The 26,480-nt window shown below is 37.9% G+C and carries 24 protein-coding genes and 1 pseudogene; 20 read left to right on the top strand and 5 right to left on the bottom strand.

Translation table 11 applies throughout. From position 1 onward, the window contains the following. The first annotated feature begins 154 nt into the window (after positions 1–154). The 10 genes from ACZ5XR_RS10860 (at position 155) to ACZ5XR_RS10905 (ending at position 11,494) form a co-directional block, all read left to right on the top strand. Positions 155–985: an alpha/beta hydrolase gene (locus tag ACZ5XR_RS10860; protein WP_464501669.1), complete on the top strand. Its 831-nt coding sequence runs from the start codon at positions 155–157 to the stop codon at positions 983–985. 136 nt (positions 986–1,121) lie between these two features. Further along, the gene (locus ACZ5XR_RS10865) at positions 1,122–2,309 is read left to right on the top strand and encodes an ATP-grasp domain-containing protein (protein ID WP_464501670.1); all 1,188 of its coding nucleotides are present in this window, start codon (positions 1,122–1,124) and stop codon (positions 2,307–2,309) included. 17 nt (positions 2,310–2,326) lie between these two features. Next, positions 2,327–3,064: an esterase family protein gene (locus ACZ5XR_RS10870; protein WP_464501671.1), complete on the top strand. Its 738-nt coding sequence runs from the start codon at positions 2,327–2,329 to the stop codon at positions 3,062–3,064. A 120-nt stretch (positions 3,065–3,184) separates the two neighbouring features. After that, positions 3,185–3,667 (top strand): hypothetical protein, encoded by a 483-nt coding sequence (locus ACZ5XR_RS10875; protein WP_464501672.1) that lies wholly within the window; start codon positions 3,185–3,187, stop codon positions 3,665–3,667. 43 nt (positions 3,668–3,710) lie between these two features. Then, positions 3,711–5,306 (top strand): spore germination protein, encoded by a 1,596-nt coding sequence (locus tag ACZ5XR_RS10880; RefSeq protein WP_464501673.1) that lies wholly within the window; start codon positions 3,711–3,713, stop codon positions 5,304–5,306. Then, positions 5,303–6,493 (top strand): Ger(x)C family spore germination protein, encoded by a 1,191-nt coding sequence (locus tag ACZ5XR_RS10885; RefSeq protein ID WP_464501674.1) that lies wholly within the window; start codon positions 5,303–5,305, stop codon positions 6,491–6,493. The genes ACZ5XR_RS10880 and ACZ5XR_RS10885 overlap by 4 nt, the downstream gene beginning before the upstream one ends. A 26-nt stretch (positions 6,494–6,519) precedes the next feature. Continuing rightward, entirely contained in the window at positions 6,520–7,614 is a 1,095-nt protein-coding gene (locus ACZ5XR_RS10890) for a GerAB/ArcD/ProY family transporter (RefSeq protein WP_464502285.1), read from the top strand. A gap of 113 nt (positions 7,615–7,727) precedes the next feature. Next, a complete protein-coding gene (locus ACZ5XR_RS10895) occupies positions 7,728–9,266 on the top strand; it encodes a spore germination protein (protein ID WP_464501675.1) in 1,539 nt (512 codons plus the stop codon). Further along, the gene (locus ACZ5XR_RS10900; protein WP_464501676.1) at positions 9,263–10,360 is read left to right on the top strand and encodes a GerAB/ArcD/ProY family transporter; all 1,098 of its coding nucleotides are present in this window, start codon (positions 9,263–9,265) and stop codon (positions 10,358–10,360) included. Before ACZ5XR_RS10895 ends, ACZ5XR_RS10900 begins: the two co-directional genes overlap by 4 nt. Further along, the gene (locus ACZ5XR_RS10905) at positions 10,361–11,494 is read left to right on the top strand and encodes a Ger(x)C family spore germination protein (protein ID WP_464501677.1); all 1,134 of its coding nucleotides are present in this window, start codon (positions 10,361–10,363) and stop codon (positions 11,492–11,494) included. A gap of 117 nt (positions 11,495–11,611) precedes the next feature. Here the strand turns inward: ACZ5XR_RS10905 and ACZ5XR_RS10910 are convergent, their stop codons facing one another. Together ACZ5XR_RS10910 and ACZ5XR_RS10915 are read right to left on the bottom strand one after the other, a co-directional pair. Next, a complete protein-coding gene (locus ACZ5XR_RS10910; protein ID WP_464501678.1) occupies positions 11,612–13,066 on the bottom strand; it encodes a flavin monoamine oxidase family protein in 1,455 nt (484 codons plus the stop codon). 221 nt (positions 13,067–13,287) lie between these two features. Beyond that, complete coding sequence (locus tag ACZ5XR_RS10915; RefSeq protein ID WP_464501679.1) at positions 13,288–14,511, bottom strand: MGDG synthase family glycosyltransferase; 1,224 nt, start codon at positions 14,509–14,511, stop codon at positions 13,288–13,290. Between the two features lie 333 nt (positions 14,512–14,844). Between ACZ5XR_RS10915 and ACZ5XR_RS10920 the strand changes: the two genes are divergently transcribed. Beyond that, a complete protein-coding gene (locus ACZ5XR_RS10920; RefSeq protein ID WP_464501680.1) occupies positions 14,845–16,035 on the top strand; it encodes an MFS transporter in 1,191 nt (396 codons plus the stop codon). Between the two features lie 236 nt (positions 16,036–16,271). Next, on the top strand, positions 16,272–16,877 hold the full coding sequence (locus ACZ5XR_RS10925) for a DedA family protein (RefSeq protein WP_464501681.1): 606 nt from the start codon (positions 16,272–16,274) through the stop codon (positions 16,875–16,877). A 194-nt stretch (positions 16,878–17,071) separates the two neighbouring features. Here ACZ5XR_RS10925 and ACZ5XR_RS10930 read toward each other — a convergent pair. Both ACZ5XR_RS10930 and ACZ5XR_RS10935 read right to left on the bottom strand, forming a co-directional pair. Beyond that, positions 17,072–17,359: pseudogene (locus ACZ5XR_RS10930) on the bottom strand (DUF6198 family protein); the annotation flags it as partial. Next, the gene (locus ACZ5XR_RS10935; protein ID WP_464501682.1) at positions 17,343–17,798 is read right to left on the bottom strand and encodes a GNAT family N-acetyltransferase; all 456 of its coding nucleotides are present in this window, start codon (positions 17,796–17,798) and stop codon (positions 17,343–17,345) included. The pseudogene ACZ5XR_RS10930 and the gene ACZ5XR_RS10935, both read right to left, overlap by 17 nt. 142 nt (positions 17,799–17,940) lie before the next feature. On the opposite strand from ACZ5XR_RS10935, the gene ACZ5XR_RS10940 reads away from it, so the two are divergent. Next, on the top strand, positions 17,941–18,393 hold the full coding sequence (locus ACZ5XR_RS10940) for a MarR family winged helix-turn-helix transcriptional regulator (protein ID WP_464501683.1): 453 nt from the start codon (positions 17,941–17,943) through the stop codon (positions 18,391–18,393). A 24-nt stretch (positions 18,394–18,417) separates the two neighbouring features. After that, positions 18,418–18,936: a spermidine/spermine N(1)-acetyltransferase gene (paiA, locus tag ACZ5XR_RS10945; protein ID WP_464501684.1), complete on the top strand. Its 519-nt coding sequence runs from the start codon at positions 18,418–18,420 to the stop codon at positions 18,934–18,936. Positions 18,937–19,091: 155 nt separating this feature from the next. Here the strand turns inward: paiA and ACZ5XR_RS10950 are convergent, their stop codons facing one another. Beyond that, the gene (locus ACZ5XR_RS10950) at positions 19,092–19,943 is read right to left on the bottom strand and encodes a nucleoside-diphosphate kinase (RefSeq protein ID WP_464501685.1); all 852 of its coding nucleotides are present in this window, start codon (positions 19,941–19,943) and stop codon (positions 19,092–19,094) included. Between the two features lie 346 nt (positions 19,944–20,289). On the opposite strand from ACZ5XR_RS10950, the gene ppsA reads away from it, so the two are divergent. The 6 genes from ppsA to ACZ5XR_RS10980 all read left to right on the top strand — a co-directional run bounded on the left by ppsA (position 20,290) and on the right by ACZ5XR_RS10980 (position 26,107). Further along, positions 20,290–22,893, top strand: coding sequence for a phosphoenolpyruvate synthase (gene ppsA, locus ACZ5XR_RS10955; RefSeq protein WP_464501686.1), 2,604 nt, complete (start codon positions 20,290–20,292; stop codon positions 22,891–22,893). A gap of 132 nt (positions 22,894–23,025) precedes the next feature. Continuing rightward, on the top strand, positions 23,026–23,580 hold the full coding sequence (locus ACZ5XR_RS10960; RefSeq protein WP_464501687.1) for a DUF3231 family protein: 555 nt from the start codon (positions 23,026–23,028) through the stop codon (positions 23,578–23,580). Between the two features lie 438 nt (positions 23,581–24,018). Further along, positions 24,019–24,456, top strand: coding sequence for a YybH family protein (locus ACZ5XR_RS10965; protein ID WP_464501688.1), 438 nt, complete (start codon positions 24,019–24,021; stop codon positions 24,454–24,456). A 90-nt stretch (positions 24,457–24,546) separates the two neighbouring features. Then, positions 24,547–24,960, top strand: a complete 414-nt coding sequence (locus ACZ5XR_RS10970) for a gamma-glutamylcyclotransferase family protein (RefSeq protein ID WP_464501689.1) — start codon at positions 24,547–24,549, stop codon at positions 24,958–24,960. A 268-nt stretch (positions 24,961–25,228) separates the two neighbouring features. Further along, a complete protein-coding gene (locus ACZ5XR_RS10975; RefSeq protein ID WP_464501690.1) occupies positions 25,229–25,366 on the top strand; it encodes a YjcZ family sporulation protein in 138 nt (45 codons plus the stop codon). A 273-nt stretch (positions 25,367–25,639) separates the two neighbouring features. Continuing rightward, the gene (locus tag ACZ5XR_RS10980; protein ID WP_464501691.1) at positions 25,640–26,107 is read left to right on the top strand and encodes a hypothetical protein; all 468 of its coding nucleotides are present in this window, start codon (positions 25,640–25,642) and stop codon (positions 26,105–26,107) included. The last annotated feature ends 373 nt before the right edge of the window (positions 26,108–26,480 follow it).

The raw sequence follows: 26,480 nt of genomic DNA on the forward strand, positions 1-26,480 counted from the left end.
GAGTAAAATGAAATGATATAGTATATGGACACCGGAAAGAAACGGTGTAAACAAAAAGGACCGGGCAGTTTGCCCGGTTTTTCTATGTTTTTATTGTGAACATTAGATTTATTCAGTATATTTAATATAATATCAAAGGAGCGAGGAAGGTAAAATGAATCAATCCTATTTTTATTTAAAACTAGAAACACATCAATTACATATGTCTTATAAAAATGAAAAACGTCGCGTTCGTGTTTTATTGCCGAAAAATTATGATAAAGATGAGTCTAAAAATTATCCAGTTGTCTATATGCATGATGGACAAAATGTTTTCTACAGTAGTGAATCTTATAGCGGGTATTCATGGAAGGTTATTCCGGCCATTAAACAAAATCCCGATTTACCGAAGATGATTGTGGTTGGGATCGATAACGCTGGACAAGAACGAATTAATGAATATACGCCTTGGAAAATTACTGAAAGTCCACTTCCTGAAGATATTGAGCTAGGCGGAAGAGGCGTGGAATATGCTGAGTTTGTCATGACAGTCGTGAAGCCGTTTATCGATATGCATTACAGAACGAAATCGGATAAATATCATACCGCGATGATTGGCAGTTCACTTGGAGGAAATATATCGGCTTTTATGGGTATTGAATATAGAGATCAAATTGGTGGTTTAGGCATTTTTTCTTTAGCGAATTGGATTACTAATAAAGCCTTTGATAGTTATATTGATAGAGAAGAATTGGATCCTGAACAACGCGTGTACATTCAAGTTGGGACTCAGGAGGGCGATGATGCCGATCGACAATTGATGTATGGTAATATGAAGCAGGCCTATATCGATTGCTCTCTGAAGTATTATAAACAACTGCTAAAAGGCTCTGTTCCAATTGATAGCATTCGTTTAAATATTTTTGCGGATGAAGAACATAATGAAAAAGCATGGGCCAAACACCTGCCAGAATGTTTACGTTTCTTAAGTGAGAAGTGGTCTTGAATGAACTGAATAATTATATTTGCCTGAATTAGATTACTTTTTTTGAATATTTTTGAAAATTTAGATTGATTTTATATTAAAATAATTATATTGTGAAAATAATGAATTTTATGATTCTAAGAAAGGAGCATTTTTTATGAATTATATTTTGATATCACCATATTATCCAGTTAATTTTCAGCCATTTGCTATTCGTTTAAAAGAAGCAGGTGTCAATGTTTTAGGAATTGGCGAAGAACCATATGACCAATTAGGTTCCGAATTACAAAACGCTTTAACAGAATATTATCGTGTGAATAATTTAGAGGATATAGATGAAGTGAAACGGGCTGTTGCATTTTTATTTTATAAACACGGTCCCATTGACCGCATTGAATCCAATAACGAATACTGGTTAGAACTTGATGCCGAGTTGCGTGAGCAATTTAACGTGTACGGCAATAAACCGAATGACTTGAAAAAAGTTAAGTATAAATCGGAAATGAAGAAGCTGTTTAAAGTAGCAGGAGTGCCTGTTGTAGAAGGAAGAATTGTTAAAACGAAAAAGGAGTTATCGAAAGCCATTGATGAATTAGGACTGCCAGTTATCGCTAAACCGGATAATGGAGTTGGATCAGCTGCAACTTTTAAATTAAGTTCAGAAGAGGCTGTACGTCATTTTGAAGAAGAATGGGGAGAAGCACAAGTGTACTTCTTAGAACCATATGTCGAAGGAGGCGTGCTTTGTACATTTGATGGTTTAGTGGACCAGAAAGGGAACATTGTTTTCCAAACAAGCTTTACCTATAATGTGCCAACTCTGGAACTCGTTAAGGGTCAGTTGGATTTAGCTTATGTGATTCAAAAAGAAATGGATCCAAAGCTCGAAACTTATGGAAAGGCGATTGTGAAAGCTTTTGGCATGAAAGAACGCTTTTTCCATATTGAGTTTTTTAAATTAGAAAATGGAGATTATGTTGCCCTTGAATATAATAACCGCTTGGCTGGCGGCTATACGATTGATATGTACAATTTCGCGTACTCCATTGATTTATTTGCTCAATATGCTTCTCTTGTGACGGGAGGAGAATTTAAGGAGTCCGATGCCAAAAACCAGTTTTGTGTCGGTATAACACAGCGTGATGCGTATGAGTATAAACATGATACACAGGCTATTAATGAACAATTTGGCAACCGTGTAAAGTTTGAACAGCGCATGCCAGAAGCGTTTGCGGAACTTCAGGGAAATCAATTTTATGCGATTAATGCAGATACGCAGGAAGAAGTCGACGACATTATCCGTTTTGTACATGAACGAAAAAATTGCAGCATTGTAAACGTATAGGGATAGGAGATTTTTATATGCAAATAGAACATTTACACCATTGGAGTGGCGAATTAGGACGTGAAATGCCGTTAAACAGATATGGTCACAGTGGCATGCCAATCCTCGTTTTTCCTTCATCTGGAGGGACGCATGTTGAATACTATAATTTTGGAATGATTGATGCGTGTCATGACTTTATTGAATCCGGAAAAGTTCAGTTTTTTACATTGGCTAGTATTGATAGCGAAAGTTGGCTGCACGACTCAAAACCGGCGCATGACCGTGCATTAGCCCACGCGGCATATGACCGTTATGTGATTTCAGAAGCTATTCCATTTATTAAACATAAAACAGGCTGGTTTGACCCCATGATGACTACGGGATGTAGTATGGGGGCCTATCATGCGTTGAACTTTTTCTTGAGACATCCCGATGTCTTCCAAAAAACCGTTGCACTTAGCGGTATTTACGATGCGCGTTACTTTTTTGGGGATTACGGAAATGATCCGCTTGTATACGAAAATTCACCGAGTGATTATATATGGAATCAAAATAACGGCTGGTTTATTGATCGATATCGTTCAGCAGATATCATTATTTGTACCGGGCGGGGTGATTGGGAACAGGATGGGCTGCCTTCATACTTTACATTAAAAAAAGCCTTTAAAGAAAAACAAATTCCAGCATTGTTTGATGAGTGGGGCGAAGATGTAGTCCATGATTGGGTTTGGTGGCGCCGCCAAATGCCGTATTATTTAGGAAAATTATTTTAATAAAATGTCAAAAAACATCAGTACGGTTGAGTACTGGTGTTTTTTTGATAGAAAATTTTTGTGTTTCTAATATATTACTTTAATTTGGAAACGATATAAATGACGTTAGGGGGTATATGTATGGAGTCGTTTATTAAGAATTTGGATTTAGGCGCAAAGGGACTTTGGCTGCCTGTTTCATTGGGAATAATATTATTATTGTACGCTCTTCTCATGCCTAAGAAGGAGATAAGTTGGAGAGAACTTTATATTACAATTGGGGTTGTTGGGTTTTTAACTTGGGTTGCTGATAGCATATTTGCCAAATATTTAAATTTGGTAAATTTGGGTAATCCTAAAATTGTAGGATTAGGTGAATTTGTAACCTACAACTTTGTTCCCTCATCACTTTCAGTTATTTATTTAAACTATTTAACTAGAGCAAATAAATGGAAATTGGCAGTTTTATTTACGATTATTTCTTTTTTAATTGAATGGTCAGTGGTAAAGGTAGGGTATATGAAACTTACTCATTGGAATCATCTGTTTAGCATACCTATATTCTTTTTTATATATAGTTTTATCCTACCTTTACATTTTAGGATAATAAAATGTAATAAATAATAAATTTTTTATAAAGAAAATTATCATATGATAATGGGGTAGTATGATGAAAAAACTTCTTAAGACGAAGCCTTTAAAAAAAGCTATTCAGGAATTAGAGTCCACTGGCGTTCTGACCCCAAATGTTCAAGATAAGGAACTCGGACAGGATCTATCCGTGAATGAAGAGGTTTTGAAACAAGTTTTTGATAATTGTTCCGATATTGTCTTTCGCCCCATTCTCGTAAATAGACACACTAAAATGCTTCTGATTTATATAGATGGATTAGTGGATACGAAAATGGTAGACCAGGTTATGTTGAAACCGATGATTTTCGAAGGAATGCCTGATGGGTTAGAGAATGTGGGCTCAATAGGAGAAATCATCCAAGAGAAGCTTATTGCTTTTTCTCAAGTAAAGACGGTTTCTAAGGTTCGTGAGGTTATAGATGGAGTATTAAAAGCCAATATTGTCGTTCTAACTGAGGGGGAGAGTCAAGCTCTGGTTTCTGATTTAAAAGGGTATGACAAACGTAATATTGAAGAGCCTACTGCCGAACTCTCTGTTCGCGGCCCTCGGGACGGGTTTACGGAAACGATTAGAGTCAATACAACCCTTATTCGTCGAAGAATTCGGAGCCCAAAACTAAAAATGGAATCCTATTCGATAGGGGATTTAACACAGACCGATGTGGTGATTACCTACATTGAGGGGATTTCTCCCAATTCTGTATTGGAAGAAGTTCGCCAAAGAGTGCAGCGAATTCAAATAGATGGGGTTTTAGAGTCCGCTTTCATCGAAGAGTTTATCGAGGATCTTCCTTTTTCTCCCTTTCCGCAAATTCAGAATACCGAACGGCCAGATGTTGTGTGTGCAAGCTTATTAGAAGGGAAAGTCGCCATTTTGGTAGATAATACCCCATTCGTTCTGATTGTACCCATGACCTTTTGGGCAGGAATACAGGCAGCGGAAGATTATTATGAACGATCCATCTACACCACTTTTATTCGATGGATCCGGTTTGTATTAATAAATATCTCATTACTTCTCCCATCTTTATATGTTGCGATTACAACCTATCATCCACAATTGATCCCGACAAGTCTGCTTATTAGTATTGCAGCGGCACGGGAAGGAGTTCCTTTCCCGGCGGCCGTGGAAGCACTGATGATGGAGTTTTTGTTTGAAGGTTTGCGGGAAGCGGGTATTCGTTTGCCAAAAACCGTAGGATCTGCGGTCAGTATCGTCGGAGCGCTTGTGATTGGACAAGCTGCTGTTCAGGCAGGCATTATATCAGCACCCATGGTCATTGTTGTTGCGACCACCGGTATTGCATCGTTTTCTTTTCCACGATACGACTTGGGAACAGCTTATCGGATGCTGCGTTTTCCTATGCTGCTATTGGCGGGAATGTTGGGGCTATATGGGATTGCTTTTGGGGTCCTTGCGATTATGATACATCTTACCAATATACGTTCTTTTGGTACTCCTTATCTAAGTCCAGTTGCTCCTCAGATTCCTCGTGGATTGAAAGACGTATTGATCCGAACACCTCGGTGGAACATGACGCATCGTCCCATGCTGATATCGGAAAAAGAGAATATGCGTATTCCAGATGGCCAACAACCAGGCCCGATAAAAGAGGGCCAGAAGGAATGAGTTCGTTCAAGGTATTTTGTATGATGATGGTTATTTCTTTATTTTTTTTAGCAGGCTGCTGGGATCGAACGGAGTTAAATGATCTAGCGATAGAGTTGGGCTGGGGACTTGATCAAGCGAAGAATAACAAGATTGAAATCAGTGCTCAATTTATCATCCCTTCGAAAATTGGATTGGTGCAGAGTGGAAGAAGCGGAGGAGGAAAAACGGTTTTTATAGAATCTGGAACTGGAAGGGACACACTTGAGGCTGTACAAAAGATGCAGACAAAATTATCAAGAGAAGTTTTTCGAGGGCACCGGCGTGTGATTGTGATTGGAGAACAATTGGCTAAACGCGGCCTTGCTCCTGTATTGGATACCTATAGCCGTGATCCTGATATTCGATTACGTGCAGATGCACTCATAGTGAAGGGGAGTACGGCGAAACAGTTTTTGGAAGCATCCTACCCTTTAGAAGATATTCCGGCACTTGGGGCACTGAAAGAACATGTACAAATGGGTGGATTGGGAGACACGTCTTTATTAAATTTTCTTATTGCCAGCACGAGTGATGGAATCACGCCAATCTTACCCGTTATTGAACTAAATCATCCTTCTAATAAACAAAAACAAACGGGGATCAAAGGATTCCAAATTGTAGGTGGGGCGGTTTTTAACAAAGACCTTAAATTGGTTGGTTTTTTAAATAAAGAGGAAGGACAGACCTATCTTTGGCTTATTAATCATTTAAGCAAACAGACGATTACGGAAACTTTGCCTCAAGGTTATGGAACGGCCAGTTTCTATATGACGAAAATTGACAGCAAAATCATCCCCATTATTCAAGGCCAAACCATCAAATGTAACATTATTCTATCTGGAGAGGGTGTTATCCGAGAGAATAATACGAATTTAGATCTTACTCAAGCAAAAAATCTTACTCTTTTAGAACATGGTTTGGAAAGAAGGGCTGAAAAACAAGCTCTTCAAACCATTGAAAAGGCTCAAAAACAATATGGAACCGATTTCATTGGCGTGGGTGAAGCCATCCATCAAAAATATCCATCACAATGGAAACTATTAAAGAAAAATTGGGGCAAGCAGTTCCAAACGGTAGAGGTCTCAGTCCATGCCAATCTGAACATTCAGCGAGTGGGCTTAACTGGACCATCGTTGCAGTTAAAGCAAGATGAAATAAAACCATAAGGAGATCGTAAGAGTTGGTAAAATCAATGAAAATCTCTGGCTCACAAATCTTTTGGATGATATTTACATTTGAAGTGGGAAATTCACTTCTTCTGACCCTATCATCGACGATCCGTGACGCAAAACAAGATGCATGGATCTCAATCGTGATTGCAGGGCTTGTTGGCATTGCCATCACTTTTCTGTCAACCACACTTAGTTCGCATTATCCGAACCAAACCTTGATTGAGTTTAGTCAAACCATTCTCGGGAAATGGCTTGGAAAGCTGATGATGATCCCTTATTTACTTCTATGGTATTCGGTGATTGGGCTTATCCTCCGTGAATTTGGTGATTTCATTATTACTGCGTTGTTTCATAAGACTCCTTTGTGGGTTATTGTATTTACAACCATGCTGCTGCTTATTTTTATCACCTATCAAGGTGGGATAGAAGGGATTGGGCGCTTAAGTGAAATCGTTGGTCCAATGGTTCTTTTGATGATTACTGTCTTAATCATTTTAGACCTTGGCAATCTGAATTGGCATTATATACTCCCTATTTATCAAGATACTGGATGGCTTCCAATCCTAAAAGGCTCCTATGTCCCCATGGCCTCCTTTTTCGGGGAGTCTGTCATGATGACCATGTTAGTCTTCTTTATGGAGAAACCAAACCAAGCATCATCACGAGCGATGTGGGGATTAGGAGTTGCCGTGTTTATGGTATGCATCGGAACACTTGCCGTTATTCTCACATTCGGGCCGGTTTTGCCTTCAAGGCTTTTGTATTCCTTCTATAATATGAGCCGGTACATATCTGTAATGGAATTCATTCAAAATGTAGATATCCTGATTGTCATTATTTGGTTTTTCAGTATCTTTATTAAACTGACTTTATATATGTTTATCGCTTGTTATGGAACGGCACAATGGTTTCACCTGAAGGATTGGCGAAAAGTAGTTTGGTTTCTTGCTCCTATTTCGTTTGTTTTTGCTGTATCGATTAAGAATATCCAGATATTTGGCCAGTATTTTGACAAGTTTTACATGCTTCCATTTGTTTTTCCCATTAACATGATTGGCATTCCCTTGCTATTGTTGGTTGTAGGCAGGATTCGTAGAAAATTTGCATCATCCTAATAACATCAATGGGGTTTGTATTCTTACCAAACGAGACCCAATAAATGGTATATTCTTTCTCCAATCTCTCATACTAAGCAGTAAGAAAACACAACTAGAAAAAGGGTGGACCTATGGGCTTTTTTGATGATCGGCTGAGAGGCAGGAAGGCTTTTTCTACAAAGGAACAGGCTGATAACCTGTTGAAAGAAACGATTTCCTCCTCTCTTTCTATAAACTTACACCATTTGTCCATGCTGTTTCATGGAATTCCAGAATTAATTACACGGACGTTTAAACTGAAGAACGGGCAGGAAGTAGCTCTTGTGTATATGGAAGGGCTCGTAGATAAAAATGCCATTAATACGGATATTCTTCGCCCTCTTTTGTTTCAGGAATGGAATGAGAAAGAATTTTTGGAGTCTTCCATATCGATTGGCCAAATCAAAAAGGTGGGAAAATGGTCGGAGATTGAGCAGGCTCTTCTAAATGGGAAAAGTATTCTGATTATTGATGGTCAGCTATCCGTATTAGAGATTGGTACACCAGGATGGCCGCAGCGGGGGATTCAGGAGCCAAGTATCGAAACATCGTTAAAAGGTTCGCACCAAGGGTTTACGGAAACAGCCAGCCAAAATATAGCGCTGATCCGACGTTATATTAGCACCCGTGAATTAAAAATTAAAGAATGTACCGTTGGAGAACGCTCGAAAACCAAACTTTCCATTCTTTATCTGGAAGATGTAGCGAATGAAGAGGTTATCAGTGAAATAGAGTATCGAATTAAATCTCTCAAAGTGGATACCATCATCAACACTGGTGAGTTAGCAGAACTCATTGAAGATAACTCCTTTACACCTTTTCCCCAGCTCTGTATAACGGAACGGCCGGATACTGCTGCTTTTCAGCTCCTTAAGGGACGAGTCGCTGTTGTTATAGACCGTTCCCCGGGAGTGCTGATTGGACCAATGACCTTTACCGCTTATTTTCAAACGATTGATGATTACAATATAAGATGGATCCTTTCTTCTTTTATTCGCTTTCTTCGTTTTATAGCATTTTTTATTGCGCTTTTTGCCCCGTCTCTTTATATTGCCATGATTTCTTTTCATTATGAAATCATTCCCCTTAAATTGCTACTGACAATTGGGGCATCACGGGAAAAAGTTACGTTCCCTCCCATAATAGAAGCAATGCTAATGGAGCTGGTGCTGGAAATGCTTCGGGAAGCAGGGGTTCGACTTCCTGCTCCTATTGGACAAACCATAGGAGTTGTAGGCGGGATTGTCATTGGTCAGGCAGCGGTTCAGGCCGGGCTGGTGAGTAATGTCATGGTCATTGTCGTATCGATAACAGCGATCGCTTCGTTTATTCTTCCAGACTTAGAGATGTCGGGGGGGATTCGAATCATTCGTTTCCCCATGATGATCCTTTCCGCTTTATTCGGCATGATTGGGATTGTTATTGGAATGATGGTTGTGATTATCCACTTGCTTTCTTTAGAATCTCTCGGTGTTCCTTATAGCAGCCCCATTTCACCGTTAAGAATTTCAGATATGAGGGATACGTTTGTTCGTTTGCCCCAATGGATATTGAGCAAACGGCCGTTATCAATTGCACCCCTGCAATTGAAACGCCATGGCAGCATGGGTGAAAGTGGGGAGGAGGAGTGAATAAATACGGAAAGACTGAAATCTCCTTACGGCAATATATTCTGACTATTTGCGGGGTTCAAGTCGGGTTTGGTTTACTTACCCTTCCACGGGAATTGGAACAGGCTGCAGGTACGGATGGGTGGATCTCCCTTCTTATCGGGTGGGCAATAACCACTTTGGTAAGTGTATGTGTTGTAAAGATTATGAGCAAGCATCCGGGGGATACCTTGATGGACGTGTTAACACGCTATATGGGAAAGTGGATCGGAAATGCAGGAATGGCCATCTGGATTCTATATTCTTTACTTGCGTTTCTAGCGTTGACTTTTTCAGTCGTACTTGTTATTCGAACGTGGATTCTACCCAAAACTCCTGGTTATGCCATCGTGCTATTGTTAATTATTCCAACGTATATGTTGATTCGTGGCGGGGTGCGGATTATTAGCCGATATACCGTTTTTGTTTTTTTCTTTACGCTTTGGATGCCGTTTTTGCTATTAATGCCCCTTAAAGATGCTCATTGGGTTTATCTCCTTCCCATTATAAAAGAAGGGTGGATGCCGGTTTTTTTTGCAGCGAAAACAACAGTCCTCGCTTTTCTTGGATTTGAATTCGCGTTTATTCTTTATCCCTATCTTAATCAGAAACAATCTGCAGTGAAAGGAATCGTCATCGCCAATCTCATTACGTTGGTATTTTATCTTCAAATTACGTTAACTTGTTTTGTTTATTTTAGCCCGGATGAAATATCGGAATTTGTTTGGCCAATCCTTACCCTTGTGAAACCGATTCAATTTGCGGTTCTTGAGCGGTTTGAAATTGTTTTTCTGTCTTTCTATCTTTTTATTTTTTCAGATTCTGCTATTCCTTACGCTTTTTCTGTAACGGATGGGATCAGTCGATTATGTAAGAAAAAAGATTGGAAGGTACCTCTTTATATTTTGCTCGCAGCACTTGTTATCGTTTCGTTTTTCTATAGACCTACTATTGAAGATACGGACTTGTTGAGGGAATGGTGGGGCGTAGTCAGTTATTTTGTCGTCTATGCTTTTCCAGTTGTATTCCTTTTGTACATTACGGGTTATACACGTTGGCAGAGGAGGAAGAGATAGATGAAACGGTGTGCTGCATTCAGCCTGTCTTGTTTTTTGTTACTCATCATGACAGGCTGTTGGGACAAGCTTGAACTGGAGAAGCAATCGATATCATTAACCTACGGCTTTGACATAGATAAAGATGGTCAATTGATAGTTTACCAATTAAATCCGATTTTTAATAGTAGTGTAAGTAAAACATATGAAGTTTATCGTGTAAAAGCGGAGACCGCAAGACAGGCAAGAGAAGTGTTCGCCAGCTCAAGCAACGGTATCGGTACTTATGGAAAAGTACAAGTACTCTTATTTAGCGAGAAGATGTTAAAAAGAGGAGGGGCTATGCCTTATCTTGATGTGGCGTATCGTAACCCCAAAAATACGGGGAATATGCGTGTGGTCGCTGTTAAGGGATCGGTTTCTTCGATTCTAAACAGTGAATATAAAGATAAGCCAATGCTTCCCGAATATTTGAACAATGTAATCGATGTAAACCAACAATACAACAATGCAGTTTTTACTACCTTTCAGGAATTTCATAGGCAATCCTTTGATAAGGGAATCACGCCGGCAATCTCTGAAATCAAAAAGGGAGAAAAAGACATTGTGGTTACCGGCTCCACGCTCTTAACGAATCAGGGTGTCTATAAGATGTCGTTAGACCGAAAGGAAAGTGCACTGCTGCTTTTGTTGCAGAAGAATGCAAAGCCACCGGTTTCCCTTACCATACGCATGCCTTCCCTGCCATTTATAATCGAAGGTTCACCTAAAAACATAAAGGGTAAAAATTTTGTAACCATAAATGTTATGAGTTATGGCCGTCATTTATCAACACGTTATGATAGAAATCATTTTGCCTTTGATGTCAAGATGAAGCTCAACGTTTCGATTCAGGAGCGTACGTTTAATATGAATTCGAAAAAATATAAAGAAAAATTAACCGCTATCCTTACCAAACAACTTAACAGGGACCTAAATGGTCTAGTCAAAAAGATTCAGAAGCAACAGCTGGATCCGTTTGGATATGGCGAATATGCACGTGCCTTTCAATATCAACATTGGAAAAGAGTTAAGAATTGGCCAATTGAGTTTTCGAAGGCGACCGTCACAATAAAACCAACTTTGAGAATTTTGGACCATGGTACAATCGAATGAAAAATTGTTGAAATCCGCTGCCTTGCTTCCTTACGGCCTTTACTCGGTATTCAATCGTGGAAAGGCCGTTATACAATATATATTGTAAATCATTCTGATTGATCAATTTTTCCTTTTTTATTTTGGTAAGTCATTCACTTCATAAGCAACCTGTACCCCAGATTCAATTGCGCCTTGCATCCACCCGCGAGTAAGGGTCGTATGTTCACCAGCAAAATGTACTCTTCCCTCTGGTATAGCAATATAGGGCTGAAAATCTACCTCTTGTCCCGGCTCAAAAAATGGTAAAGCTCCACAAGAATAAGGATTCTGATTCCAGCTAACGGAAGCTCCTGTAACAAATTCAGAATAGACTTGATGTCCATAAATTTCTGCTAAGTCCCTTAAAGCATATTGAATACGATCTTTTTCAGATAAATTGTCCCATAATAACGCTTCATCAGCCCATGTATAACTTGCTAAACACACCGCAGGTCCTGTTGTGCCAATCCCATAACTTGGGTAGAATGTAAATCGAATTGGCATATCAGTTATGGACCTACCACCATATTGCCCTTCTCTTTCCCAAAATCTGCTTTTAAACTCGATTGCTGTTTTTGTTGCGGCTATATAGTTGAGTTCACGAATTGCTTTTCGTTTAATGTAGGAAAAAGAATGAAAAGGTTCGACTTTCACAAATCGTAAAGCTGAAAAAGGTATCGTTGTGATTGCAAGGTCACCTGTTATGGTAGAAGGTTTTGAGGTTTGTCCATGAATAGAATGGATGGTTACGCTGTTGTGGTGTTGGACAATTTTTGTCATTTTCTGATGAAACCAAATGTTCTCTTTTAATTGTGGTAAAAATGCGTGTGGTAATCGATCCATACCACCCGTTATCTCATAGAAACGGGTGGTTGATGTAAAGAAAACTGCTTCCCGTAAGGTTTCAACAAAGGAAATCCCCATAAATCCTTCCATATCTAGGAGTACATCGATCATGTCGATTGCACCGGGTGAAAGGTAAGATTGTAAGATGAAACCTAATGAGTATTTTCTAAATTGTCTTACTATAATTGGCCAATTTCTTGATGGATCTTGTTTAATAAAATTAATAAAAGGTTGTATTATTGTAAGGAGCATTTCTTCGGATGTCTTTCCTCTTTCATTCAGAGCAACTGGATATTTTAAAATACTTGGATCATGTTCAAACATGTTAAGATGTGTTTTAACACCATTTGCATAAAGTATGTCTACCGGAGTACGGTTAATAAATAGGTTTGTGGATAACCTGAATTTTTTAATATACTCCATGGTTAATAAATGTGTATCAGGAATACGCATTGGCCCTGCATTGAAATATAACCCATTACTAAAAGGGGAGCGCAAGGTGTAAACACGTCCTCCTATCCTATCATTACCTTCAATGATGGTAATTTTATGTCCAGTCTCTTTTAATAAAGATGCAGCAACTAACCCTGCCAATCCCGCACCAACAATAACAATGTGTTTGGGAGTATTTGATTTTTTGAGACCATTTTTAATAATCATAATCATTTGTTCAGTTGTTAAGCGATTATTCACGTTCCTAGGCATTCCCTTCGCTCCTCTGCATATGGGGTCATTCCATTATATTCACCTACAAAGATGCCTATGTGTTCTTCATTTATATAGATATAAAAGTAAATAGTTTAATAGTTCAAAGGACATACTAAGGTCATCATAATTCCGAATAATAATAAAAGAAACTCATCATAAAAAGCCTTCCCTCATCCGGAGGAAGGCTTTAATTCTTCATCTTAAATAACAAAAAAGCATTATGATCTGGCACTACGTATTAATTTTTTTAAAGGCTTTCTCCGTTTTAATTTTTTAATAGATTTTCTTGTAGCAAGAGCAAGAGGAGTTCTTCTTCTCTTCCTTGATTTCACCTTTGCCTTTTCAGCCGAAATTAAGTAATCCAAAATATCTTGCGCAGCATGTGGATTAATAAACTTTCTTTGGGATTCCATGATTAATTTCAACTTTTCTCCATCATTTATCAATAACTGATCGATAATCGTTTTAAGATTTTCGTTGTCTTGACAATAAACACCCAATAGATGTTTTTCTGCAAATAACGGATTGTCTTTTTCTTGTCCTGGAAGTGCTCCTGTAATAATCATTGGTAAATTTGTGGCTACGGCTTCGAACATGACATTTGGGCTCCCTCTCATGATGCCTATATCGGCAGCAAGCATGAGATCCTGAATGTTCTTGGTAAACCCTAAAACGTCTACACGTTTGTCAAAGCGAGGTTTAAGGGAGTTTTCTAACTCCGCTTTTAAAGTTTCATTTCTTCCCGCAATGATTGTCACTGTGCAGTTAAAGTGATTCAGAAGGTTTTCCGCAATCGTATTCATATCCCCAACACCTTCGCCGCCACTCATGATTAAAAAGTTAAGGGCAGCTTTCATGTCAATTGGTTTTCTTTGCGACCTTAGAAATCGCGCTCGAACAGGGAAGCCCACTACATGAATTCTTTCTTTAGGCACGCCATATTGTAGGCATTTTCCTTTTGATTCCTTAGTCGGACATAAAATAAAGTCAGCTCTGGGATCACACCACAATGGATAAATATTAACCAAATCCGCAATAAGAGTGCCAAAAGGGATTTGAATTCTTTCTTTTCTTAAAATGTTAATAACTGAACCGTTAAAGTTTGGGTGAATCGACAAGATTACATCTGGTTTTATTTCCTCCAATAAAACCATAAAATCATCTTTAATCAGACTTTCTACGCCTTTGTCTATCGCATAAGAATTGATTGCAGAAACATGCCATATGGCATTCCATAATTGAGCAGAATATCTTGTAATTGGACCATACGATTTACCAATATTTAAAAGTGCAGATCCTCCTAATGAGAAACCATCCACAACATGTATTTGTGTTTGCTCATTTTCAGTGATTTTTTCTTGTAATGATTCAGCAATGCTTTTATGCCCGTGACCTGTGTAATCAGAAGAAATGATTAGGATTTTTTTGTTCACAGTACCCATTTTTCCTCCACAAACAGAAGATTTGTATTTACCACTCATTATAATAATTTAGCCATTTTGGTTTTATAAATTCTTCCTGTGGAGTAGGAACATTTGACAATTCATTTTCTAAAAACGTAAAAAGCCTTTTACAGGTTAAAAGACGGTCTATTTTCTGATTCTCTAATGCTTTTGGTTGTGTACTTTTTAAGCAACCACTCATAAATGATTGATTTAAAAATGAAACAGGTCATTATTATTTTGCTTGATAATGCAATAAAATATAGTAAGGAAAAAATTGATGTATTTATTGAAGTAGCGGAAATATTGAAGATTAATCTTTAGAGGTGAACTATGGAATCTGAGAGCCAATCGAAAAAACGATTTTTCGGGTTAAGTTCGGTGATTTTTGTCCTCGGAATGGTAAGTCTAATGACGGATCTTTCTAGTCAGATGATTGTTCCTATCCTTCCATTATATTTAACATCTGTATTACATGTACAAGTCGGAACTGTAGGTATAATCGAAGGCATTGCTGAAAGCTCGGCAAGTGTTTTAAAGTTTTTCTCAGGGTGGATGTCGGATCGATTTGGCAAACGAAAATGGTTAATGGTCGGAGGTTATGGACTATCCAATTTGATTAAACCTTTTTTCGCATTATCATCAACTTGGGGGCAAGTACTCTTTATTCGCTTTGCAGACCGTTTGGGTAAAGGGATTCGTACATCCCCCCGTGATGCCATCCTTGCCGACACCACTACAAAAGAAGAACGTGGAAAAGCATTCGGATTTAGAAGGTCAATGGACACATTGGGTGCAGCACTAGGACCTTTTGTCGCTTACTTGATACTAAATCTATGGAATAGGGGATATCAGGCTGTATTTTGGTTCTCGGCTATCCCTGGATTAATTGCAACGTTGCTCTTGATCTTCTCTCTAAAAGATAAAAGGAACCCAACAAAACCGCATAGTAAAGTAAAATCATTGCCCAAGATTAGCTTTAAGGGGCTTGGTTCACGTTTTTTCTGGTTCACACTTATTACAACGCTCTTCACGGTAGGGAACTTCTCTGATGCATTCCTAATTTTACGAGCGAAAGACGTTGGTATGGCTCCCGAATATATACCACTGACTTATTTTGCATATAACATCGTTACAAGTATCTTCTCAACTCCATTCGGTATGATTTCTGACCGTATTGGTCGCAGACCCGTTTTAATCACAGGATATGTGATTTTTGCACTCATTTACCTCGGCTTTGGACTGGTACATACTGTTCTTGGAATATGGATTTTATTCATTTTTTATGGATTGTACTACGCTACGACAGAAGGTATTCAAAAGTCTTATGTGGCAGATATGGTACCAGAAGGCGTGCGAGGTACGGCAATGGGAACATTTAATGCATTAACGGGTATAGCTGCATTGCCTGCAAGTGTATTGGCAGGTTTTTTATGGCAATCATTTGGTTCTTTTACAGCATTTGGTGTAAGTAGTTTACTAGCAATTATTTCAGCATTGCTTATGTTCATTCTTCGTATATAACTGGGGCAAAAAGGAATAGTCCTTAATTTGGGACTATTCCTTTTTTGGTGCATCAAAACCCTGCACATAATAAATGATGATTCTGTCGAAAGTAATAATTAATTGTTTATTTGGTAAAGCCTAAAAGTGAGACAAAACATAAATAAGACCATTATCGTCATCTGTGAGGCACTAATAGGTCAAGTTATTATCATCACTCACATAAATAAATATTTTCTTTTTAGGCGGGATAAAAAATGGAACAGCATATAGATTATCTTATTGGACATTTTGGTTACTTCGGTATCGTAATTGTACTAATTGGAGGAATTGTTGGCCTTCCAATACCTGACGAGGTTCTTCTAACCTATGTTGGTTTTAAAGTGTTTCAAGGTACATTAACATACATACCTTCTTTATTTAGTGCTTTTGTGGGGGCAGTCGGAGGAATTTCTCTTAGCTATTTTATAGGTTATAAATTTGGATTGCCTTTAATAAAAAAGTTTGGTCCAAAAATTCATATCACTGAAAAAAAAATCAATCGAATCCAAAAACTATTCTTTAAAATAGGACCTGCTCTTATATTTGTTGGCTTTTTTATTCCTGGGGTTCGCCATCTTACTGCCTATGTAGCTGCAATAAATAGTTTTCCTTTTAGAAAATTTGCCTCTTTTGCTTATCCAGGTGCCTTTCTTTGGAGTTTTACTTTTGTCACTTTAGGAAGAAAATTGGGGGAAGATTGGGGTATAGTTGATTTATATGTGTCAAAATACAGTATGCATTTAATTGTGTTTATAATTATCCTCTCAAGCATCCTTTATCTATTTTGGAGGAAAAGAAATCAAGTAAGAAAAGCGTCATAATGATTCCTTTTATAACAAGAAAGAAAACCGTTACAACAATACAAAGTCTAAGGAATTTTATTGAAGTAACTGGCTGGAACAAGTACAACAAAAACCATCCTACATGGAATGGTTTTTATTTTTATCGGAATTTGGTGATGTACTTGATTGTGTTAAAATGCGGTCGATCCCTTTTTTAGTAAGGGGCATCAATGTAATAAAAAAAGCCACATATCAATACCAAAACCAGTTATAAAGGATGTGACCAAACCCAAGAATTCAGGTCTTTTTCTTTTTAATAACGAATTACAAAAAATCAGCATTAAGGCAATTATGATTTCCCAACTACCTACCGTAAGACCAACTTTTATAGATAGGCCCACCAGGAGTGCATCAAAAGGAGATGTCCCAAGGTTTGATTTTATCGTGCAAGAAATTCCAAGGGTTAATATAAGAATTCCTAATCCATATAATAGATATTTCGTTTTACACTGTCTGTTCATCATTATTGTATAATTTTTTTATCATTAAAATATGGGGAATCCCATCTTCCATAAACACGTTGGAAGAAGTATGATAGCCCAGTTTCTTATAAAAACCCTCTGCCTGTGTTTGACCGTGCAATTTAACCTGAGAAACTCCTTGTTCTTCAGCCATTTCTTCCAAAGCTTTAATTATTACTTTCCCAATACCCAATTTACGGTAGGGCTCTAATATACAAATTCTCTCCAACTTACCAAAGTGATCAACAACTCTTAATCTGCCCGTCCCTACAGGATGGTCATTGTAATAGATTAGTAAATGTTCACATTGCCCATTAAGTGTGTCAAATTCATCAAATTCATCTTTTAATAGTACCCCTTGTTCCTCAACAAATACTTCTTTTCTAATATGAAATGCTTTTTTTAATTCATGATCTTCAGTTATTCTTCGTGTTTCCATTTTCCTCTTTCCTTTCTGGATTTATTTAATTAAGTTAATAACTTTTAACAGTATAAAATAAAAATTGTTGCAAATGCAACAAAAACAATATAATATTTGTTAAAGAATGATATATAAAATAATTTAGTGGGGTTTTGCAAATATGATTGAAATTCTACGCGAAATTGGAATGATAGCGAGGGCATTAGATTCTATAAGCAATATTGAATTTAAAGAATATGACCTAACAAAAGGGCAGTATTTATACCTTGTTCGAATATGTGAAAACCCAGGAATCATTCAGGAAAAGTTAGCAGAAATGATCAAAGTAGATCGAACAACAGCAGCTCGTGCGATAAAAAAACTTGAAATGAACGCCTTTATTGAAAAGAAAGATGATGAGCATAACCAAAAAATTAAAAAACTTTTTCCAACGGAGAAAGGGAAAAAAGTTTATCCCTTCATAAGAAGAGAGAATGATTATTCCAATATGGTCGCATTAGCTGGATTTTCCGAACGGGAAGTAGAAACTATGTTTGATCTTCTACAAAGAGTTAGAAAAAATATTGAAATAGACTGGGAATTTGTAAAAAAGGGAAACAAGAGAAATTATTGATTATAAAAAGGAGCGATATATTTAATGACGATAAATATAAAAAAATGTACCCTTGAAGATTCACGCAAACTTCAAGAAATTAGTTATGAAACATTTAATGAGACATTTAAGCATCAGAATTCACCAGAAAATATGAATGCCTATTTGGAAAGGGCATTTAACTTGGAACAGTTAGAAAAAGAAATATCCAATATTTCTTCGCAATTCTTTTTTGTTTATTTTAATCATGAAGTTGCAGGATATTTAAAGGTCAATACCAATGGGGCGCAGTCTGAAGAAATGGGGGATGTATCACTTGAAATCGAGAGGATCTATATAGGGAATAAATTTCAAAAACAGGGGCTTGGTAAATATCTGCTCAATAAAGCGATAGAAATTGCGATGGAACGTAATAAAAAGCAAATCTGGCTGGGTGTATGGGAAAAAAATGAAAATGCTATAGCTTTTTATAAGAAACTGGGGTTTGTTCAAACAGGATCCCACTCGTTTTATATGGGGGATGAAGAGCAAACGGACTTTATTATGATAAAATCACTACTTTAATTAAGCTAAAAAGGTTAAAAGACATCGTGAATACTCCATTCTAAAAAGGATATTCCCTTAAAGTTGAATAGGATGCTATACTTTCACAACAAATGGACTGTTTCGGCAGTCCATTTTCATTATCATTATTCATCTAAATGTAATGGTCACGAGTATTAGCCTGCCAATAATAGTGTCGTTTTAAACAAACAGGTTTCCCATCTTGTAAGCTTTATACTCTCTGTACCAAACTCACCAAATAGCTCATCAAAGTTTATTTTTTTAAAACGTTTATAATCAGTAATACTCTTCAATAATTTGTCTTTGCGAATGTACTTGTAAAATATCTGATATTCCTCTTGCAAGGTTTTATACAGCCAAATTTGCTTCATGGAATTGCTTACACTCAACGACTGAGTGTGCTTCTCATCAATAAATTTTTTATATTTTTTCTTCACACAGGAATTCAAGGATGAAATTTGTATGCATTGCTGCTTGATACGAAAGTATATATCAATAAAATCAAGATTTTGCTTTTCTTTTTGTTTAAGAACGTATGGGGTACCTTGTTCTGTTAATCGTTCTAACTCTTCCGTTGTAAAAAATATGGCAGCTTCTCTTTTCGTAGCACTTGTACAATCTGAAGCGTGAAATAAATTAAATATTCCATTCATGGATCCAAACGTATTTCGGACAGTCCCTTCCTTTGCTTTCTCAGGTCTGAAGTTTCCCTTTAATTTTTTCACAATCAGCTCGGAAACAGATTTGTACGGTGATTTTGGTGTACCTTGAACCAGCACACATAAACTTTCCCCTAAATTATAGAATTCAGCTTCTAGTTCGTGCCACCACTCTTTGTTACCTTCCTTCCAATATAAATCCCGGCAAAGCTCCGGCGTAACAGTCACATATTTGCAAGTAAGGATCTTAAGACCTTTTTTCTGCAAAAATGATAAAATCCCTTGTTCTAGATTTAAGTACACAGCATCCGGTTTACAAATGACGAACCCTAAATTCTCCCAATTCATTTTATGTCTCCTTTGTCCCATTTTTAATAATATATGGTAAAGAAGGAAACTTGCTTGTACCAACTTGCTCTTGATTGTCCCATATTCTTTTTGTGCAAACAGGGCAGGATTGTTCAAAACAAAAAAAGGACAGTTCCGATAAATAATCGGTAACTGTCCTTTTCCCTAATTTAATTATACCATTTTTAACAACCCATTTTTAGTCTGTTTTTTTTTTATTAAATTGTTAGGATTAATCATGTGAAGTTGCTTCTTCAATGAACCATTTAAAAGTAATTAGTTGATCAGAAAAAAATGTTTGTCAATGATTCGACTTGGAATGGAGCGATAAAGGGGAGGGTAAGAAATGAAACCATATGTCCTTGAGTTTCGGGAGATCGATAAAACGAAACAAATGCTAGTCGGTGGCAAAGGGATGAATTTAGGGGAATGTTCGAGGATGGAAGGAATTCTTGTACCAGAGGGATTTTGTGTTACCACTGAGGCATATAAAAGAGTCATTGGAAAAAATGAGGAGTTTCATCAATTGCTGGATCAACTCGCAATTCTAAAAGTGGACGAACGAGAAAGTATTCGTGTACTTAGCAAGAAGATTCGTGATCTGATTGAGGAGATCGAGATCAAAAAGGGGATCGAAGAAGAGATCAATCGGTATCTCTTAACTTTTGGCTTCGAGCAGGCCTATGCTATTCGTTCAAGTGCTACAGCCGAGGATCTTCCATATGCCTCCTTTGCTGGTCAACATGATACCTATCTAAACATCAAAGGAAAAGAGGCCATTTTACAACATATTAGGAAATGCTGGGCTTCACTATTTACTGATCGGGCTGTAATTTATCGAATTCAAAACGGATTTGATCACCTTAATGTCTATCTGTCTGTGGTTATTCAAAGGATGATTTTTCCACAAGCTTCCGGAATACTATTTACAGCGGATCCAGTTACCTCAAACCGCAAAGTGCTGTCGATCGATGCTAGCTTTGGACTGGGGGAGTCACTTGTCTCTGGCTTAGTGTCTGCGGACAATTATAAAGTGCGGGAAGGCAGGATTGTGGAGAAGACGATTTCTACCAAAAAGCTGGCGATATATGCACGTAAGGAAGGCGGAACAGAGGAAAAGAAAATTGCGCCGGATCAGCAGAATCGATCGACCTTATCAGAAGCGCAAGTGTTAGAGCTTGAAAGGATTGGCAGGAAACTTGAGGCGTATTTTGGCTGTCCGCAAGATATCGAATGGTGTTTGGTTGATGATGATACATTTTATATCGTCCAAAGTCGGCCAATCACGACGCTTTTCCCCATACCTGAAGCCAATGATGAAGAAAATCATGTTTACGTATCTGTCGGTCACCAACAAATGATGACCGACCCCATGAAACCTTTGGGATTGTCTTTTCACCTGTTAATAACTCCTGCACCTATGCGTAAAGCTGGTGGAAGATTGTTTGTGGATGTCACACCTCATCTGGCTTCACCGGTTAGCAGAGACATGTTATTAAGTGCCATGGGACAACACGACCCGCTTATGAAAGACGCACTTACGACTGTTGTAGAGCGAGAAGATTTTAAAAATAAGTTCCCAAATGATCAAAAAGCACCGAGTCCCAGAAGAAACAATACAGATATTCCGGAAGAAATCGAAAACAATCCGACCATTGTTCATGAGTTGATTAAACGCAGTCAAACATCGATAGAAGAGGTAAAACAAAACATTAAAACGAAATCTGGATCGGAACTATTTGATTTTATTTTGGAAGATATCAAAGAGTTAAAGAAGATTTTATTTGACCCACAAAGTACAGCTGTTTTTATGACTGCTATAAATGCTTCACATTGGATCAATGAAAAAATGATGGAATGGTTAGGTGAAAAAAACGTAGCAGACATACTTTCTCAATCTGTCCCAAACAATATTACTTCGGAAATGGGTCTAGCATTATTGGATGTCGCAGATGTGATTCGTCCATATCCAGAAGTAATTAATTATTTACAACATGTAAAAGATGATAACTTCTTGGAAGAACTGGTTCAGTTTAATGGCGGACAGGAAGCACGGGACGCTATCTATTCTTATCTCAACAAATATGGAATGCGGTGCAGCGGAGAAATCGATCTTACGAAAACTCGTTGGAGTGAAAAACCAACTACACTGATCCCCATGATTCTCATTAACATCAAAAACTTTGAGCCTAATGCTGGCAAGCGGAAATTTGAGCAGGGGAAAGAGGAGGCTTTGAAAAAAGAACAAGAGTTATTAGTTCGATTGAAGCAATTGCCGGATGGTGAACAAAAGGCCAAAGAGACAAAACGAATGATCGATCGTATCCGGAATTTCATCGGTTATCGTGAATATCCAAAATACGGCATGGTTAATCGCTACTTCGTATATAAGCAGGCTTTCCTAAAAGAAGCCGAACAACTCGTACAAGCGGGCGTTCTTCCTGAAAAGGAAGATATATATTATCTCACTTTTGAAGAACTTCACGAAGTGGTACGTACAAACAAACTGGATTACCAGATCATCAGCCAACGAAAAGACGAGTACAACTTATATGAAAAACTAACTCCCCCACGTGTGATCACCTCTGATGGTGAAATCATTGCGGGTGAGTACAAACGAGAAAATCTCCCAGCCGATGCGATTGCAGGGCTGCCTGTTTCTTCCGGAGTGATAGAGGGACGCGCTCGTGTCATCTTAAATATGGAAGAGGCTGAACTAGAAGATGGCGATATATTAGTCACTTCCTTTACAGACCCGAGTTGGACACCATTGTTTGTATCCATAAAAGGCCTCGTCACCGAAGTGGGTGGATTAATGACCCATGGAGCCGTTATCGCACGTGAATATGGATTACCAGCAGTTGTAGGAGTGGAAAATGCAACCAAACGGATAAAAGACGGGCAACGAATTCGCGTCCATGGAACAGAGGGGTATATCGAAATAGTGTAATGGCTGAATACCATACATGTTATATTGAAATTCTTTTCTTTTTATTTGGTATATATCTTTTTAGGCTTTCTGAATAAAAAAATCTTCCGTACAAACACTATGCTGTATACTACCAGTTTCGGAGGGTTTCGCATGGTAAATATTTGGGAAACTGTCATGGATGCAATGAAATCACTGACAGATCAAGACGAAGACCAACCACTTCATGTTGGAGAAGTGATGTCTTGCTGGATTTACTTAGCAGGACTTGAATTGGCTAAAACAACTGTTCAAGCAGGTATAAATACTACAACAGATGACGATCTAAAAACCATACTTGAAGAAGATATGAAATTAGGAACCAGTCAAAGAAGAAGACTGCATGATTTCATGATTAAGGAAGGAATTCCGCTGCCTCCTGCTCCTGAAGATATGCCAAAAACAGACCCAAATAGTATCCCTCTTGGAGCGAAATTAACGGATGATGTGATAGCAAACGAATTATCATTAAAAATCGTAAGTTTAATTGTACGTGCAGCCGGTGCTGCCTCTGAATCGATTCGCACAGATGTTGGTTTATTATTTATTCAGTTTCAAACAGAAAAATTTGCCTTCGCAGCTCGATTAAAACAATTAATGCGTAAACGCGGATGGATTAAAGTACCGCCATTTTACATTCCACCTGGTTCCCAACAGCCATTAAAATAAGGAAACGTATATAGCTACATGTCTCAAGAGCTTATAAATAAGTCCGATTCTTCAATACGAAGGTCGGCTTTTTTAATTGCACCAATGATTTATATGTGTTTACTCAATAAACCAATAAATAGGCGGAAATTTTTCGGTTAGATTGCAGAATAGCGCTCGGTTCGAGGTTTTAAGCGGAGGTTTTCCGATTAAGCAAAGAAAAATTATCCATTTTCACGTTTTTTGAGTCAATAGTCGGAATCTTTCCGTCTATTTAAGCAATTTTTAGTGCTATTTCCTAATTAAAAGAAATTTCTCCTCTTATTTTTTCAAACTCGCTTTAGAGTCAAAGAACTTGTACAACTTATAGGTGCTAAAATGGATTTCACTCATACTTTATGTTAAACTCCACTATATATTATTTCATTATTGCAAATTATCAAAAAATAGGGAGATTAGATGATGAATGCTGGATTTACTAAGGTTCAGGACGTTATAAAAAATTATAAGGCAGCTGTTTTTGAACAGGATGTTGAGAAGTTTGTTTCAGCCTACGCAACGAACATTCAAGTTTATGATTGTTGGGAAGACTGGGAGTGTAAAGGGATTTCGAAGTGGAAGGCAGCTGTGAATGGTTGGTTTAACGGCTTGAAAGAGGAAGGTGTTCAACTCAAAGTAGAATGGAATGATTTAGTTGTTGAAGAAAATGGGGGACTTGCCTTCATACATAGTAATGTGTCTTTCATAGCTTACAATGGGGCTGGAGAGAAACTACGCCAGATGACTAATAGATTTACATTTGGATTAAAAGTCGAAAATAATTCGTGGAAAATCATACATGAACATTCATCGTTACCAATCAGTATGGAAACGGGAAAAGGCATTTTTAAGGAATAACCAGAACTAACTAAAATAAAACGTAATAAGGCGGTTACAGGTCTGTAACTGCCTTCGTCATATACTTACCATGATTTAGGAGTGATAAGCATGGAGAAGAACCACTATGTTTTCGTTTATGGCACATTAAAAACAGGAGAGCCCAATCACTATTTACTAAAGGATGCCGTCAATATTTCCAGGCAGTGCTGGACAAATGGCAAGCTTTACGATTCATTTTGCGGCTACCCATTTTTAGCCCCATCTAATGATGGCAGTGTATACGGCGAACTATATCTGGTGAATGATTCCGAGCTTTCAGATCTCGACCGATTGGAGGGGTACGAGAAGAATGGAAAAAACAATCTTTACAATCGAGTGGAACAGACCGTTCATATAGGCAATAGAAGCATTCAAGCATTCGTTTATGTCCATCCGAATAAAAACGATATGAGAAGGTTGAAGGATATCCCGGATGAAGATTGGTGTGTCTATTGTTATTTTAATCAAACAAAAGCCCTTTAGGAGGAATGGATCATCGTGTGTATATTTTAATGGGTATTCAATTTGTAATACCACTTATAAAAGGTCCATGCTAAATTAATGGATCAACCTTCTCTTGAAGTTAGCTTTTTTGGAAATCTTAGTTCGAGAATATGTAGATTCCTGAAAAACTCAACTTTGTTGTAATTTATGGGGATGTCCTACCCATACACCATAGTGAAAGAGCCCTTTCCCTTCTTAATTCTTCAACATATGTTGTAAGGAATAAGTAAAAAAGGAGGGTTTTATAATGTTTGGATATGGTTTTGGTGGTTGTGGATGCGGCGGCTTTGGCTATGGCGGCGGTTTTGGCGGAGGCAATGTTTTTGTTTTAATCGTCGTATTGTTTATCTTATTAATCATCGTTGGCTCATCATTCGTTTATTAGAGCCATAAGAAAAAGCCCTTTTAAAGGGCTTTTTATTTTGTTTGAGATTACGCTTCTTAAGATCTATCTATATGCTCACAAAGGATAAAGATGTATATCGGCTACACTCTAGGGTATGCATCTAGCTAGGTTAAATAATCAAAAGAATAAGCCCGATTTTTCAGGAATTTTTATTAATTATTCAATTAAATACCCATTTTTAGGAGAACAAGCTGATAGGTGAATGACTACGGAATATGCTGATGTGAGATGAAGAAGTAAAGGAGTGCTTTTATGTATCCTAGTCATATCCCTCAGCATGGTTACTATCCATATAGCCAAGAAGATTATTTATATTTCACTCCGTACCAAGCGGAGGATTATTACCCTGAATTTATTGATGAGAGACTACATGGAGGACCGCCTCCGTTTGCCCCACCTGGCCATGGACCAGGCGCCGGACCGCCTTCGTTTGCACCACCTGGCCATGGGCCAAGTGCTGGACCGCCGACATCACCACCGCCGTCTTTTGTTCCTACACAAACACAACAAGCAGGGGTACAGCCATTTGCAGTAGATCCGGGTAGTATTAGAAGATGTTTATTCAGATATACGTATATTTGGCTAAGAGGTTTTCAGCAATTTTGGTTTTATCCAACCCATGTTGGTCGAAACTCTGTGTCAGGATGGCGTTGGACTGGATTTAGATGGGTTTATATGGGTATAAGCTTAAGACAGATTCAATCATTTACTTGTGTTTAATAAAGCTAATGGTTTGGGAATGAATGAATTCATAAATCAGTTGGCTGAAAAAGTTACAAAAGCCAAAAGGAATAATTCCTAAAAATGTGAGTGATTTATTCTCGGTCATTCAGGATTCGGTTTAGGTCACTAAGAAAGGTTCTACGTGCCCGAAAAAGGAATCAGGCTAAGCAACCAGTCACCTAGAAAGGTTCTACGTTCCTGAAAAAACAACTAGACAAAGCAACAGGTCACCAAGAAAGGTTCTACGTGCCTGAAAAAGCAACCAGACAAAGCAACCGGTCACCTAGAAAGGTTCTACGTGCCCGAAAAAGGAATCAGGCAAAGCAATCGGTCACCTAGAAAGGTTCTACGTGCCCGAAAAACCAAACAG

Source organism: Neobacillus sp. Fa239 (genome assembly GCF_055395235.1).

Coding starts and splice junctions, on each gene's coding strand:
- ACZ5XR_RS10860 (WP_464501669.1), top strand. CDS start 155: ATGAATCAATCCTATTTTTATTTAAAACTAGAAACACATCAATTACAT.
- ACZ5XR_RS10865 (WP_464501670.1), top strand. CDS start 1,122: ATGAATTATATTTTGATATCACCATATTATCCAGTTAATTTTCAGCCA.
- ACZ5XR_RS10870 (WP_464501671.1), top strand. CDS start 2,327: ATGCAAATAGAACATTTACACCATTGGAGTGGCGAATTAGGACGTGAA.
- ACZ5XR_RS10875 (WP_464501672.1), top strand. CDS start 3,185: ATGGAGTCGTTTATTAAGAATTTGGATTTAGGCGCAAAGGGACTTTGG.
- ACZ5XR_RS10880 (WP_464501673.1), top strand. CDS start 3,711: ATGATGAAAAAACTTCTTAAGACGAAGCCTTTAAAAAAAGCTATTCAG.
- ACZ5XR_RS10885 (WP_464501674.1), top strand. CDS start 5,303: ATGAGTTCGTTCAAGGTATTTTGTATGATGATGGTTATTTCTTTATTT.
- ACZ5XR_RS10890 (WP_464502285.1), top strand. CDS start 6,520: ATGAAAATCTCTGGCTCACAAATCTTTTGGATGATATTTACATTTGAA.
- ACZ5XR_RS10895 (WP_464501675.1), top strand. CDS start 7,728: ATGGGCTTTTTTGATGATCGGCTGAGAGGCAGGAAGGCTTTTTCTACA.
- ACZ5XR_RS10905 (WP_464501677.1), top strand. CDS start 10,361: ATGAAACGGTGTGCTGCATTCAGCCTGTCTTGTTTTTTGTTACTCATC.
- ACZ5XR_RS10910 (WP_464501678.1), bottom strand. CDS start 13,066: ATGCCTAGGAACGTGAATAATCGCTTAACAACTGAACAAATGATTATG.
- ACZ5XR_RS10915 (WP_464501679.1), bottom strand. CDS start 14,511: ATGGGTACTGTGAACAAAAAAATCCTAATCATTTCTTCTGATTACACA.
- ACZ5XR_RS10920 (WP_464501680.1), top strand. CDS start 14,845: ATGGAATCTGAGAGCCAATCGAAAAAACGATTTTTCGGGTTAAGTTCG.
- ACZ5XR_RS10925 (WP_464501681.1), top strand. CDS start 16,272: ATGGAACAGCATATAGATTATCTTATTGGACATTTTGGTTACTTCGGT.
- ACZ5XR_RS10935 (WP_464501682.1), bottom strand. CDS start 17,798: ATGGAAACACGAAGAATAACTGAAGATCATGAATTAAAAAAAGCATTT.
- ACZ5XR_RS10940 (WP_464501683.1), top strand. CDS start 17,941: ATGATTGAAATTCTACGCGAAATTGGAATGATAGCGAGGGCATTAGAT.
- paiA (WP_464501684.1), top strand. CDS start 18,418: ATGACGATAAATATAAAAAAATGTACCCTTGAAGATTCACGCAAACTT.
- ACZ5XR_RS10950 (WP_464501685.1), bottom strand. CDS start 19,943: ATGAATTGGGAGAATTTAGGGTTCGTCATTTGTAAACCGGATGCTGTG.
- ppsA (WP_464501686.1), top strand. CDS start 20,290: ATGAAACCATATGTCCTTGAGTTTCGGGAGATCGATAAAACGAAACAA.
- ACZ5XR_RS10960 (WP_464501687.1), top strand. CDS start 23,026: ATGGTAAATATTTGGGAAACTGTCATGGATGCAATGAAATCACTGACA.
- ACZ5XR_RS10965 (WP_464501688.1), top strand. CDS start 24,019: ATGATGAATGCTGGATTTACTAAGGTTCAGGACGTTATAAAAAATTAT.
- ACZ5XR_RS10970 (WP_464501689.1), top strand. CDS start 24,547: ATGGAGAAGAACCACTATGTTTTCGTTTATGGCACATTAAAAACAGGA.
- ACZ5XR_RS10975 (WP_464501690.1), top strand. CDS start 25,229: ATGTTTGGATATGGTTTTGGTGGTTGTGGATGCGGCGGCTTTGGCTAT.
- ACZ5XR_RS10980 (WP_464501691.1), top strand. CDS start 25,640: ATGTATCCTAGTCATATCCCTCAGCATGGTTACTATCCATATAGCCAA.